Origin of the sequence: Bartonella sp. DB5-6 (assembly GCF_000278115.1) — a bacterium.
In the GTDB taxonomy this organism is placed as follows: Bacteria; Pseudomonadota; Alphaproteobacteria; order Rhizobiales; family Rhizobiaceae; genus Bartonella; species Bartonella refiksaydamii.
In genome coordinates this window covers 5,486-18,306 of record NZ_JH725127.1, presented here as the reverse complement: position 1 = coordinate 18,306, position 12,821 = coordinate 5,486, and the positions used below count along the sequence as shown (strand labels likewise).

The 12,821-nt window shown below is 40.6% G+C and carries 18 protein-coding genes and 5 pseudogenes; 2 read left to right on the top strand and 21 right to left on the bottom strand.

Annotated elements, in window-relative coordinates:
* The 12 genes and pseudogenes from MCO_RS09365 to MCO_RS10940 all read right to left on the bottom strand — a co-directional run.
* Positions 1–748 (bottom strand): phage tail tape measure protein (locus tag MCO_RS09365; RefSeq protein WP_007554159.1); only part of this gene is annotated, 748 nt, incomplete at its 3' end.
* Between the two features lie 131 nt (positions 749–879).
* Positions 880–1,290, bottom strand: a complete 411-nt coding sequence (locus tag MCO_RS09360; RefSeq protein WP_007553511.1) for a hypothetical protein — start codon at positions 1,288–1,290, stop codon at positions 880–882.
* 23 nt (positions 1,291–1,313) lie between these two features.
* Positions 1,314–1,832, bottom strand: coding sequence for a phage major tail tube protein (locus MCO_RS09355; protein WP_007553512.1), 519 nt, complete (start codon positions 1,830–1,832; stop codon positions 1,314–1,316).
* On the bottom strand, positions 1,829–3,130 hold the full coding sequence (locus MCO_RS09350) for a phage tail sheath C-terminal domain-containing protein (protein ID WP_007553513.1): 1,302 nt from the start codon (positions 3,128–3,130) through the stop codon (positions 1,829–1,831). Before MCO_RS09350 ends, MCO_RS09355 begins: the two co-directional genes overlap by 4 nt.
* Before the next feature lie 174 nt (positions 3,131–3,304).
* A complete protein-coding gene (locus MCO_RS11445) occupies positions 3,305–3,547 on the bottom strand; it encodes a hypothetical protein (RefSeq protein ID WP_050982522.1) in 243 nt (80 codons plus the stop codon).
* Positions 3,480–3,746 (bottom strand): hypothetical protein, encoded by a 267-nt coding sequence (locus MCO_RS09340; RefSeq protein WP_007554156.1) that lies wholly within the window; start codon positions 3,744–3,746, stop codon positions 3,480–3,482. Before MCO_RS09340 ends, MCO_RS11445 begins: the two co-directional genes overlap by 68 nt.
* Positions 3,743–4,024 (bottom strand): hypothetical protein, encoded by a 282-nt coding sequence (locus MCO_RS09335; RefSeq protein WP_007554154.1) that lies wholly within the window; start codon positions 4,022–4,024, stop codon positions 3,743–3,745. The genes MCO_RS09340 and MCO_RS09335 overlap by 4 nt, the downstream gene beginning before the upstream one ends.
* Positions 4,025–4,099: 75 nt before the next feature.
* Positions 4,100–4,324 (bottom strand): annotated as a pseudogene (locus MCO_RS10420) (ParB N-terminal domain-containing protein); the annotation flags it as partial.
* A pseudogene (locus MCO_RS09330) lies at positions 4,324–4,723 on the bottom strand (hypothetical protein). The pseudogenes MCO_RS09330 and MCO_RS10420, both read right to left, overlap by 1 nt.
* Positions 4,707–4,847, bottom strand: a complete 141-nt coding sequence (locus MCO_RS11615; protein ID WP_196794044.1) for a hypothetical protein — start codon at positions 4,845–4,847, stop codon at positions 4,707–4,709. Before MCO_RS11615 ends, MCO_RS09330 begins: the two are co-directional and overlap by 17 nt.
* Positions 4,848–4,920: 73 nt before the next feature.
* Positions 4,921–5,214 (bottom strand): helix-turn-helix domain-containing protein, encoded by a 294-nt coding sequence (locus tag MCO_RS09325; protein ID WP_007554148.1) that lies wholly within the window; start codon positions 5,212–5,214, stop codon positions 4,921–4,923.
* Between the two features lie 51 nt (positions 5,215–5,265).
* Positions 5,266–5,442, bottom strand: a complete 177-nt coding sequence (locus MCO_RS10940; protein ID WP_196794045.1) for a hypothetical protein — start codon at positions 5,440–5,442, stop codon at positions 5,266–5,268.
* Here MCO_RS10940 and MCO_RS09320 point away from each other — a divergent pair.
* Positions 5,366–5,896, top strand: a pseudogene (locus MCO_RS09320) (helix-turn-helix transcriptional regulator). The gene MCO_RS10940 and the pseudogene MCO_RS09320 sit on opposite strands and share 77 nt — an antisense overlap.
* Before the next feature lie 42 nt (positions 5,897–5,938).
* On the opposite strand, the gene MCO_RS09315 reads toward MCO_RS09320, so the two are convergent.
* From MCO_RS09315 to MCO_RS10935, 6 genes and pseudogenes are all read right to left on the bottom strand, one after another.
* Positions 5,939–6,139, bottom strand: coding sequence for a hypothetical protein (locus tag MCO_RS09315; protein WP_040299208.1), 201 nt, complete (start codon positions 6,137–6,139; stop codon positions 5,939–5,941).
* Positions 6,140–6,406: 267 nt separating this feature from the next.
* Positions 6,407–6,901, bottom strand: coding sequence for a hypothetical protein (locus MCO_RS09310; RefSeq protein ID WP_007554143.1), 495 nt, complete (start codon positions 6,899–6,901; stop codon positions 6,407–6,409).
* A gap of 139 nt (positions 6,902–7,040) precedes the next feature.
* Positions 7,041–8,225: an alpha/beta hydrolase gene (locus tag MCO_RS09305; RefSeq protein WP_007554141.1), complete on the bottom strand. Its 1,185-nt coding sequence runs from the start codon at positions 8,223–8,225 to the stop codon at positions 7,041–7,043.
* Between the two features lie 329 nt (positions 8,226–8,554).
* Positions 8,555–9,272: pseudogene (locus tag MCO_RS11610) on the bottom strand (DNA adenine methylase).
* 118 nt (positions 9,273–9,390) lie between these two features.
* The gene (locus tag MCO_RS09295; RefSeq protein WP_007554135.1) at positions 9,391–9,831 is read right to left on the bottom strand and encodes a hypothetical protein; all 441 of its coding nucleotides are present in this window, start codon (positions 9,829–9,831) and stop codon (positions 9,391–9,393) included.
* A gap of 21 nt (positions 9,832–9,852) precedes the next feature.
* Positions 9,853–10,005, bottom strand: coding sequence for a hypothetical protein (locus MCO_RS10935; protein WP_196794043.1), 153 nt, complete (start codon positions 10,003–10,005; stop codon positions 9,853–9,855).
* Between the two features lie 178 nt (positions 10,006–10,183).
* Between MCO_RS10935 and MCO_RS09285 the strand changes: the two are divergent.
* Positions 10,184–10,947, top strand: a pseudogene (locus MCO_RS09285) (tyrosine-type recombinase/integrase); the annotation flags it as partial.
* 254 nt (positions 10,948–11,201) lie between these two features.
* Here MCO_RS09285 and MCO_RS09280 read toward each other — a convergent pair.
* From MCO_RS09280 to MCO_RS09270, 3 genes are all read right to left on the bottom strand, one after another.
* The gene (locus MCO_RS09280) at positions 11,202–11,606 is read right to left on the bottom strand and encodes a hypothetical protein (RefSeq protein ID WP_007554129.1); all 405 of its coding nucleotides are present in this window, start codon (positions 11,604–11,606) and stop codon (positions 11,202–11,204) included.
* A gap of 177 nt (positions 11,607–11,783) precedes the next feature.
* Complete coding sequence (locus MCO_RS09275) at positions 11,784–12,185, bottom strand: hypothetical protein (protein ID WP_007554127.1); 402 nt, start codon at positions 12,183–12,185, stop codon at positions 11,784–11,786.
* Between the two features lie 179 nt (positions 12,186–12,364).
* Positions 12,365–12,766 (bottom strand): hypothetical protein, encoded by a 402-nt coding sequence (locus MCO_RS09270; RefSeq protein WP_007554126.1) that lies wholly within the window; start codon positions 12,764–12,766, stop codon positions 12,365–12,367.
* Positions 12,767–12,821: the final 55 nt, after the last annotated feature.

Here is a 12,821-nt window from a genome sequence, read left to right as displayed (position 1 = left end):
TGGCATTAAAACCACGCGCTGCACTCTCAGGTACAATACCAGCAGAAATCATTGCCGTACCAAAAGCAGCGGTTTCGCGGGCAGTGAGTTTAAACATAGTTGCTGCACCGGTGGCGCGATTGGTAAAGTCAGATACTTCGCTTGCCTTGGCGGCCATGTGGTTAGAGAGATGATTGATGGCATCACCTAAATCTTCAATCCCTGCTTGATTAAGCTTAAAGACATTGCGCAATTTGGCAAAACGCTCCCCAATCTGATCCCCCGTCATATCAAAGGCGACAGCTGCTTTAGCGGCGTAAATGCTAAAAGCTTCCAGATCTTGTTCGCCAATTCCTGCTTGGCTGGCACTGGTCATCAGTTCCAAAACTTCACGTGCTGCTAGCGGAATCTTGGTGGAGGTTTCCAAAGCAAAACGGCGCAATTCTTTTAAGCGATGAAGAGGAGCATCCAGAACCTTTTCCAAGCCTTTCATGGATTGATCAAATTGCATGGCTTTATAGAGGGGTGCAATCAAAGTTGCTGTTTGCGCAAGCGCACCCACCATGCGCCCACGCGCATGGTTGAAAGCATTTTCCGCATTCTTTGTCGCATCCTCAAGATGCTCAGGGTCAAACCAATTTTTAAAGTGCTGTCGTGTCTTGCTTTGGAAATGCGCAACATCTGAACTAAAGGCTGCAAGATCACGCTTGGCAGAAGCTATCCCCTCTTGCAGATGATTAACAAAACGCACAACAAGGGAAACATCCATAACAGCTCCTTATTCTAACCTATGGCTTTCATATTCTAGGTTTTTCAGGCGTGCTAATTCACTGCGATAGAAAATCACATCCAGCCAATCCATCTGATTGATCTCTGTAGCAGACCAGCGAAAGTAGAGCGCTAATTCTGCTCCAAATTGACCGGCAGACAGGATTGGCGTGGCGTAAAAAAAGCAAAAAAAGCCTTGAAGACAGCAATAATGTCAACAACATCCACACGATCAATCAATTCAACGGTTTCATGAGACATATCCGCCAAAAGCGCTGTAATCCCTTCTGTTGCCTCACTTGTGAACAAAATTTGAGAAAGCTTAGAGATAAGCACATCATTGGTGAATGTTTTTTGCTCTCCAAATTCAGGAAGCAGCAACTCTGTTAACTGTGGTCCAATCAACACGGCTAATTGCTTAGCTTGTTTGAAAGTGGGGCGATAAAAGGTCAGTTTCTTGCAGAGAGATTCTTTGCCACCTTTATCCTGATAAAGAAGTGGAACCTGCAATTCCACATCAATGCTGGTTTGTAAACTTGTCATGATCAATTCCTATGAATGAGAGCTTATAGATTGAGAATAGAGCGTCGACGCAAACCGATCTCTTGCCCGTTGCGCACAAGCCAACCGCCCCGTTTGAACGAAAAGCGGTGCAAAACAGCGCCATCCCAAAACTCCGTATAGTCCCAAACATTTTTGATCTCGCAATCATAGCCTGTTGCCTTGCCAGCCGTTAAGCCTTCACTATCGACTTTGACCAAGCGTCCTGTGACATCAATGGAATGTTCATGCTCTTGCCCATCTTCTTCAGAGATCACATGTTTTTTGCCGGTAAATTTATGACGAAGACCAGGGGGACCTCCAAAGATACCAATAATTTCGGGGGTGTGGCTACGGATTTTCATTTGCAAACCGAGAGCTTTCACACCAAGACCAGCAACATCAATTTGCATATCAGAACCGCCTGGTTGATAGGTTTCGGTGATTTCTTCCAGTGTGGGCAATTTAAGCGTTTCAAGATCGAGGTGAAGATTCACATCATCATCAACAATCAGCGTAAAACCGCGTACAATGCGTAAAGTCATGCTTCACTCCTTGCTGCTTTGCGATAAGTTTCAAGCGTATCGCCAAATTGATAGGTCATTTTCTTTTGGATATCTTGCGCCAACCGATCAAAATAAGCGCTATTGCGCCGGCTGGAGAAACTTAAATCTTCTAAAGGAGGCACTTCTTCGGCATCAAATTCCACCCGTAACTTTCCAAGCTGTAAAGTGCTGTTGGAATTTAAATCACGGTCAAACCAGACACGTCCTCCCAACAGCGCTCCACGGGCAATCATATCATCAAGAAAGCTGGTCAAAGAGCGGGTAATGGCAATGACATGTTGACCGGTCAGATTCTCATCATTGGCCCAAGGGCGGAAATTGTTGATGATGGTTTTTTCGAGTGCTGCACGGGTGCGCACCACATTGACAAAACGCCACAGTGGATCACTGGAGGTGGTATGGTTGCCCCATAAAATGCGTCCATTGGCAGCCATTTTCCCCTCAGATAACAAATGCGCATTTTGGCTAAGCCGTGCTGGTATAAAGGTAGCAATATCAGCTTGATTAAGACGATTTGCCTCATGATCGATTTCGCCATCAAAATAGCTAATGGGGCGTGCGGTTCCTAAAATGCCTTTAACATCTTGGTTAGAGGGAGACCAAAAAACACCTCCCCTTTGCTTATCACGTTTGATAAACATCGCCGCTGCAAAAGGACTTGCCGGTTTAACACTCCAACCACCCTCACTATTTGCCACCCGCACAAAGGGGTCAATCAGATAACAAAAGCGTGAAGAAAAATCTGCACGAAAGGCAAGGCTTTCTTCCGTGTTTTTACCTCCCGTATCAAAAACCGCAATCGCTTGCAGCTTTTCGGCAACCTGTTCAAGCGCATCTGCCACGGGGTTTTTACCATTATCAAGGCGCCCTGCACTATAAGCTGGTGCCAGTAAAATCCCAGGCTCTACCCCTAAATGACCCCTAGCGTGCGCTAAAGCCTGTACACCGGTCAAGGCGACGTTTGAGCCCACCATTTCAGCTTGTGTCTCAGCAATGGTTGATTTTTCTTCCACACGCACAAGGATAATTTGTGCCTCAATCCCTTGCACACATACAGCATTAATAATATCAAGAGCTGTACCTCTTTGCCCAAGCTTTTGGATTTTTTCACCCTCATGCGTAAAGAGAAGCACGGGCTCGTTGAGGGGGAAAATTTGGTTGTCAGCATCAGGGGCTGTAACAACCGCACCAATGGCGGTCTGATCAAATGTTGCTAAAGGACGGGAAACCTCACCAGCCTCTACAATGCGTATCCCATGATTAAATTCTGTTGCCATCTTGCTCTCCAAATCAATGAAGAAACAATAACAACAAGTGCACTCTCTCATAAGCCTGACACTGTCAGTCAAAAAGTCCCTTTAAAGGGCTTTAAAATGGTTTTAAAAGGGACTTTAAAGAAAGAAAATCATACAAGCCTTTAAGCTTTTGTACAATAAGCATCCCTCTATAACCTAGACTTGTTTTTCTTTCTCTTGCGGTTCTTTTAGGGGCTCTACGGATGTGTCTATCTCTACTTGTTCAGTAGATGAGAGCTGTTTTGTGTTTTCGTCCACCACGGGGGGAGAGAATACTCCATCCTTATAAGTCCAGCCAATTTGTGCTTCACTTGAGGAAATTGCCTCACCATCAAAGCCGTGAACGTATTTTTCCTGAAAACGACGAAACGGTACAATATCCCCCTGAAGAAGGCGCACATCCCGCTTTTATTTGCCAACGACATCGCAAAAGTTCATGTCCTAAAATGTGGTTATAGCCTGCCAAGCGACGCAAATAATCATTCAATTCTCGAACATCTTTCGCACTTAAAAAAATGCTCTCCAGTTCATGCTTCAACAAAGCAGAGCGCAAAGCAACCAAGCAATCTCTTACCATATAAGGGTTCCGTTCCATCATTTTCCGCCTCCAAAATCCATATGAATAACTGTACTTGTCTCATCAATTCTCTCATCCCTCTTGGAATGAGAAACTTTGCAACGAGGCAAAGATTCTACAACTTGGCCCTCCAAAACAGCCTCTGCTTCACTTAAGCGGTGAATACTCAATTCCAATTCAAGCGATAATGCCCAATCAACACACAATTTAAGCTGTTCTCCAATCTCCAAACCGCATTGATAATCGTCATAAAGACCAACAGGCGTATCGGATAATTCCTTATTGCTTATCCGCGTCATGCCAATTCCTCCACGTCACGGTTTTTCCATGCCGCTTTGACATGTTTCAGGCTCACCTCACACCCATCTCCGAGCAATGTCACTATAACCCAAAATCTCAGCAGCACGCAGCCGATGCGCACCAGCAATAAGCGTGTAATTACCCTATTTAGCATTGGGGGTATGGCGCACCGTAATCGGATTCATCAATTCCTCCCGCGCCATCGATTGCGCAAGTGCCTTAGCATGCTCATCATCCACAGGGCGAATGCGCTCCGACACAACAATCACATCAAGAACAAGCTTTTGAAACTGTGCCATCACGCCGCCACCTTTCTCATCTCTTTAAAGAATAAATCCATCGCATGCCCCGCCCATCTTCGATAAGCTTGCGCAAAGACAGGTTCTTCCAAACGCCGGTTAATCACTTGCAAAGCAAGAAAGATAGCAGTCTGCTTTCGTATTTGCATGGCAACAATACGCCGCCGCGGCACCTCAAACTAATAATGCAAGATATGAATCGCAATCTGCCGCGCTAATACCGCATCAAACAAGCCATGTAGAGGGTCAATAATATTACCGGATTGGCAAATGCTTAAATCCACCACTCACTGCCTTAAAAGAACAGGCAAGCATCGCTTCTAACCGTTCAACCTCTGAATAAGGATTGAGGATTTCTCTTTTGGCATCTGGGGTCCATAAATTACAAGCAGCAACCATAACCACCCCCGATAAAAACAATATGACCACCATCTAATCGCCAGAACCAACCCATCCAAACAGCTGTTCTATGATGCAACTCTCTGCAATTTATCTTGCCCATTTCGTATTGATCTTTAGACATTGGTAAACCTTTTTATCTTATGGTATTTAAATTCATGGCAAATGCGCAAAAACGCAAAGCCGTGTAACGAAGTTCAAGCAGCATTACCGCGCAATGCGGAATGCTTTATCGAGTCCGTATTGGTATGTTTTGCTGCTTTAAAAATACGACAGCGACTTTTGGGGTAGCGGTCACTAAACACTTGCTCGATGGGCAAACTGATAAAATCGGCAATAGCGCGTTCGGCTTTCTCGTTAGACCGTGTCCAGATATGTTGAACACTGGATGAGGGTGTTTGATAAGCTTTCGCAAGCTCCGCTAAGGTCATATTACGGCGGCATAGCTCAGCTAAAATATTATGGCGATCCCTTTTTTGTGTGATGGTCATAACTTTCGCTCCTACTTCAAACGGATGCTCCCACATCCGTTTTTTGTGGGGTTAATTGTATAATAAACGCCCTAAATAGCGGGCAGTAACAACAATTAAAACCATTTTACGGGGGTTGTCAGCCCGTAAAATGGTCTTAATGGGTATTTTGTTGGCACGTTTAGAAACAGAACCTAAAACACCATTGGCAAAACGCCTACGTGAAATAAGACGAATGCTCGAAAACAAAGAACACGGTGCTTTTGCCAAATTTCTTAATTTGGCAAAAAAATACGCTTGCAAATTATGAGCTTGGTATAAATGAGCCGCCAGCATCTATCGCAATTGCCTATCACAAAATTTATGGCATAGACTTTTATTGGTTTCTCACTGGAGAAGGCGAAATGTTTAGTGACATGGCAAAAGCGAAAGCAGCTGGTTTTAAACCACAAACTACCCTGCTGGACTCATGAAAAAGCTTGGTCGCATAGCTTATACAACCTATCGCGATGCTAAAATAAAACTCCCCCCTGAAGATATAGCGGAACTCGCGGCGGAACTTTATAAAAAACTGCAAGAGCTTGTTCAAGACATCAACGACACGGAAGAAATAGAGCTTACTTTGCCTCTGCTAAAATTGCATTTAAAGCGTCAAATAGAGGCTGAAAGAGTACATCTAGAAACTACACAAGATTCGGCTTAATGCTACTATAATATAAAAAATGAAAGTGGAAATCTTTTTACATTAAGAAATTGTCACAACATATTGATAAAAAATATTTTTTACTCGATTTTTAGAGATTTCCACACATATATGGAAATCTTTTTTGCTTTTTGGGTTATTTTTAATTGATTTTGGAGTCAATTGAACTTTTGGATTGATTTTTTTCACAGGGTCTTCAAAGGCGGTTTTCTGAGCTTTCACAGACTTTTCAAAATTTTTCAAAGGATTTTCAAAGACCTTTCAAAGCCTTCTCTCATTTTTACCACCAAATTCCGATTTTTACGATTTTTCACTCTTTTTTTGGTTTTTAGGTGTCAAAATACAGTCTTACAAAACGTGCATTTAATGATAAAAAATACACGTAAAAACAACAAATTATCACGCATTCCTAACTAATACAACCTCTTCCAACTTAGTACAAAAATTACTGTCAAACTACACTCATCCACTTTTTAGACTATCTTTAATTTCTGATTTGAGATTTTTTCTTTAATATTCTTTTTCGAATAGATGCGGATTTTCAACAATAAGTTTTTCTCGCGCTTTTTGTAACTGTTTAATGACTTCATCAATTTTGGATGGAGAATAAAAAGATTCTTGGCGATCCAATAAATGTTGTTTCCCCCTCTCCTCATAAAAACACTGCATCTGAGATTGAAGTATCCTAATCTCTTGAAAAAAGAGGCGTCCTGTTTCTTTGAAACCATTATTAAGCGAAAAAAGTTGATCGGAAATTGACACCAAGATTTGTTTTAAAAAGCGCTCATTTTCTTGGCGTTTACGATATTCTAAAATAAGAGCATGACTTATCTCATCCAGTTGTTTTTTTGTGGAATCAATTTGACGCAATAAATTTGGTTTTTCCCCCATATTACCTTCTCTTGCCTTCAAAAGCATAGTATGAATATCTAATAACTGAACTGCGGAATGAGATAAATAATCAACTAATGTAGGTGTATTGGTATAGCGCTTTCGTGCAACCATTATAAACTCACCTAAATGACTGGTTTTTACATTCATCCCGCTATTTATTTCATTTTACAGGGAGATTCTAAAGAAAGTGCTAAAAAATACTGCTCCTCATTCATTTATATTTGAAGAAAAAGCTTTGATCTTTTCGCACTTAATGTCGAGTGAATGGAGATAATAGACGTACAGGTGTATAAAGGATAAGATGCGTTGTTTTTTCTAACACACTGCTACTATCAGCAAGAAGCGCCTGACTAGGTGATAATTCTGTACCCTGCATAATTGTTGAAGCTAAAGAACCTTCTCGAGAAAGAGCCATCAATGTCGGCGAAGACGCAAAAACATTGTGTGCCCCACCATCAATATGAGAAAAATCAAGAACAGCTATACCATTTTTGCGCAACATTTCAATATCTGAACCATCCCCCACACGATGATGTCCACCTGTAAGACGCCCTGAAACAGCAAGAGCTTTATCTGCTCGAGATACCAAAATGGCTGTTGGCTGAGGTAATCTCTTAATATCATTGAGTTGACGCTCAAACACATCAACATCAATATCTGGCGCGGCCATCAACAAACTCGTAATACGGCGAATAGGTTTATACTTTCCCTGTAATGCTAGAGTTCTAAATGCCTCCATTATAACAAAATTCCCCATAGAGTGTGCAATAACAGAAATTTGATTAGCATCTGTTTCACTAATAAGTGTTAAAAGTTCTATGAGTCCATCACGCGCAAAATTGGCACTATCACGGTCGTAAATATAAAGAGGAACTGATCCAGCAGAAGGCCACGAATAGTGTACAGCGACAACATTTAAAGCATAATCATATGTAAATTGAGCTGTACGAAATGTGCCATCTGCAAAATTGTTATTATAACCATGAATAAAAAGGAAAATTTCTCTTTTTCCTTTTGGCTTTTTTGCTAAATCTGCATTTATTTGCTGCTTAAATTGTTCTTTATTATCATATTTTTGCAATGCTACTGCTGCAAAATACTTATCGTGAGTAGGTTTGTACGCGTTTATTTCAACAACACCTTTCACATGTTGTTGAGGAATTCCTACGTCAACCCGATTATAATATACTTTATTTGATCGCTCTATTCCATAAGGTTGAGAATAATTGTTTTGCATCATACGACTTGTTGCAACATACACAGGAACGATAGCCTTCGGAAGAGTCGGTTTTCCTTCAACCTCCCGTTGCACTGCAACCACAGACGCCGTTGCATGTACCCCATGCCAAAGCACAGCACGCGACTCGCTACACGCCGTTAATAAAGAAACGCAAATAAAGAACGCTAAACACTTTACAAATACTGCAATTTTCACTACAACTCCGCTCAACCCTATTGATAGAGATTCAACATTTTAAGCCTCTACAAAGTGGAAAAATAAAATTCCCTCAGCCTGAAATAAATCATTACTGGGAACGTTTTATAAATAATACACATGAAGTGCCCCCTCTACAATGCACAAAACAGCATCCCTCTCAGAATAATATAACCTGCACTCATTTAAGATGGTGCGGGTGATCGGTACCATTTCATAAATATTTTATAATATTTTTTCAATAAGTTAATAAAAATATTAAATAATAAAACCGCCTTTTAAACCACCTGATATATAGAATCTATAACGCTATCAAATAGCATCATCATCTATATATTGCAATTACGAATCAGGAGTTCCTTTCGGAGTATTTTTTTAGCAAAACCAGAGGTCCAAATGGTCTCTACTTCTAAAAAGTCAAAATCTTTAGAGATCTCTTGCACCTGATCACAATCATTCAGACTCAAGACAAATTTGCCTTGGAGATCTTTAAGAATGCACACCATTTTTACAAAATCATCTTCACAAAAATTTCCAGAGCTATAACATTTGTTCTTTTTAAGGTGTGGCGGGTCTAGGTAAAACAAACTGTCTCGAGCATCAAAAAGTTTAACAACATGCTCCCATGACAGATTTAAGATCGTCGTATCAAGAAGCTTTTGCCTTACATGCCTCATTCTTGCCAAACTTGCCAAAAGTTTTTCAGGATCAAACACCGTAGTTTTTTTCTACCAAAACCAAAAGAACTATAATCTTTTTTCCCCATACATGACACAACGTTGAAGAAACAAACCACTCGAATTGCTGGGCTAATTCATCAAAATGATTTTTAACGCACTGAAATAGGTTGGTGATTTCACCATTCAGATCATTAATGACAGAATATTTTTCTGGGCATTTATTGAGAAACAATAACATCAGAACCTAAAAATGGTTTAACATAGGTTTGATGTTCAATGCTGTTTAAAAGGGTACAATTTTACGGCGTAAATAGTGTTTTTCACCCATCCATGTAAAGAGTATTTGTGTAAAACTTTTTTCTTCCATAAACACAATCCATTTCTTCAAGCTTTTAAAAGCCTGATAATTTTTTTCATATTTTAAGAAGAGATTTGGTGCGTCTAACTTTTTGTTATCCACTTTTGGAGGTGTGAGAAGATATTGTCTAGTGCGTCCATAAGGAGACTTTCGATAGCTCTACCATTGTTTTAGCCGCATTGGAGGCTGTTAATGCTGTTTTTGCCTGCTCTAAAGCTGTCTCAGCTGTCGTCTTAGCTTCAGAAGCTACAGTAACTGCACTCGCTGCTGTGCCTGCTGCTTGCGCTATCGTCGTCGTCGCTGCATCCGATAATTCCTTAACATTGTCTGCTATAGTTTTCGCTTCATCTGCTGTTTGTTGGGCTCCATTGGCGCGCGCCATGGCTTTTTCTGCTTCTTGTCTTGCACGCACAACTTGTTCTGCTGTTGCAAAAGCTTCATAAGCATAAAGAGACGCTGTTCCTAACAATTTTGGGACAACGACAACATCCTGTGAAGTCCCCTCTAGCATTTCTTCTTTTGTTGCTACAGGTAGTAAATATTCATGTGTGTGATTTGGTATCCCCATTTCTTTCATCCTCACATCAGTTCAGAGCAATTCATCAAATGAACACTCTTTCAATTCATCAACATCATCCCTCAACCTTTCTAATTGCCTTTCTAAAGCCTCAAATGAACCAGAAAGCTCTGCATTCAAAGACGCCTTCAACAAATCTAAAATCCCATGAAGCGGCGTATGCACAAGGCAACACATTGATTTATAATGATAATTTAGCGTTGTTCATATTGAATGAGAGTCTCGAATATCGTAAGATTCTCTCATTTCAAACCTGTTTATATTGCATCAATCAAAATCACTTGCTGGCACGTCACAAGCGGGGCTGGCGTGTGGGTAAAAACTATAGCAGAAAGGAGTAAAAATGGTTCTTATGAATCGGCTGAATGCAAGATCTGTCGCAACATTAGGAGCTGGCAAATATAACGATGGTGCCGGCTTGCTCCTTCATAAACGAAAGATAGAGGTGCTCAATGGCTTTATCGTTATACCATTCATGGACGCCGTCGCGAAATGGGCTTGGGTGCGTTGCGAAACGTTTCTTTAAAAAAAGCTCGTGAATTGGCAAACCAATGGCGTTCTATTTTGCACGAGGGTCGTGACCTCATTAAAGAACGCAATAAACAAAAGTGTGAGGCAATGCGTAATCTCCATTATTTAAAAGACATTGCTTTAGATGCTTTTGAAAGTCGTAAAGCTGAATTAAAAGATGATGGTAAAGATGGACATTGGTTTTTACCATTACGCCTTCATATTTTGCCCAAATTAGGTTGTCTGCCCGTTTCAGAGATTACCCAAACAAAGATACGCAACACACTTGCTCTCATTTGGCATACAAAAGCTGGAACAGCTCGAACAGCGTTGATGCGTCTTAATCTTTGTCTTAAACATGCTGCTGACTTAGGATTGGATGTTGATTTACAAGCAGTAACAAAAGCACAAGCTCTCTCAGGAAAACAACGCCATAAAGTCACAAACTTACCTGCAATGGATTGGAAAGATGTTCCTGCCTTTTATCAGTTCCTCTGTAAAACACAAAACATAACACATCTGGCATTACGTTTGCTTATTTTGACAGGCGTTCGCACACGTCCTTTGCGTCACATCCATAAAGATCAAGTTGATGGGGGAGGAGTTCCTAACTGACATCCAGCCATACTTAATAAAGCCATGCAGCTCAACAGTTTTAAGATTTTTTTCATTTTCCCCCTCCTTCAATGGGTTTCTTTACGATGAGAAGGCTCGTAAACCTGTTGATATTTTCTGTCACCGCTGTTTAAAACAACGGTGAACAATATTGAGATGGTGTATTGAAGAAACAATCCCGCCATTCCAAGCTAATACAAGGATGGGGGATTGTTGGTCATCACAAACAGAAAAACTTAAGGCTGGCATTCAAGTGCATTTTTATATTTTTGACAATAAGCGCTATTTAAACGCTTCTTCACACTGCGCTGAGGGATGACAGCACCTGGCACACAAATCGGAAGATCTTCGGCATTATAATTTCTACACCGATCTTTCCACTCCCATCCTAATTTACTATGAAAACCTGCTTGGGTTAGGCATGCATAAATAGATGTATTCGCATTTATGCTTAACTCTCTATAATCCATCATATAATCATCATGAGGATTCAGCATTCCACATTCTAATAGTGCTTTTTTAATCTCAATCTTATCTTCTCCTAGCTTCTCTAATACATCCACAGCTTGGTAAGGACCTGGAAAACATCCAGCTATAATAAGCAAAGCCAATCCACTCAATAACTTTAAAGCTGTTTTCATTTTTCCTCTCCTTCAATGATTTTTTACGATAAGATTGCTTATAAGCTTGTTGATGTTTTATATTCCTCTGTCCATACCAATTTGAAACATGTTGAGTGTAGATACAATCGGCCCGCACACTTATGCAAAAGATGAAGAGAACTAAGGATTACTCTTAATCATACCAACATCAAAAAACTATGGTAGACATTCAGGCTTGTTTCTATTTCTTTTACAATGGGGGCTGTTCAAGCGTTTCTTAACACTTCTTTGAGGAATGACAGCACCTGAATGACAAATCGGAAAACGAGCATCAAAAAACTCACACGAACTCAAATATCCGGATTTATATCTAAAACCTGCTTGAACCATGCAAGCTTCAATTAATGCGTTCGCATTGCCGTCTAATTTTCTGTTGTATTCATCATGATAATAAGGTGTTGGCATGCCACATTCTAACAGCGCTTTACCTATATCAATTGTATCTGCACCAGGCTTATCCCATAATTCCCAAGCTGATAAGGGAATCTCAGCTTTATACTGACATCCAACTATACTTAAGAGCGTTATACCACTCAATAGTTTTAAGATTTTCTTCATTTTTCCCCTCCTTCAATGGGTTTCTTTACGATGAGAAGGCTCGTAAGCCTGTTGATATTTTCTGTCACCGCTGTTTAAAACAACGGTGAACAATATTGAGATGATGGATTGAAGAAACAATCCCGCTATTCCAAGCTAATACAAGGATGGGAGATTGTTTTCATCACAAACAGGAAAACTTAAGGATAGCATTCATATTGTTCTGGATGCTTTTTACAAAATGGGCTATTTAAGCGCTTCTTCACACTTCGTTGAGGGATGACAGCACCTGGACGACAAATGGGCAAGTTTTCGGCTTTATGATTTTCACACATAGTCCCTCCCCCAACTTTATCACGAAATCCTGATTGAAGCATACAAGCTTCAATGCTTCCTATTGCATTGTTGCTTAACTTTCTGTTTTCTGGATCCTTATCATAAGGGGTTGGCATACCACACTCTAACAAGGCTTTTCCTATCTCAGTAAAATCTGCACCAGGCTTCTCCCACACACTTAAATACCCTCCAGGAGGCTTATTAAACTGGCACCCAGCTATACTCAATAGAGTTATCGCACTTAATAATTTTAAGGTTTGTTCCATTTTTTCCTCCATGATCTAATTCAAGGTTTTTGTTCTAAATGAGATGTGCCGTAAA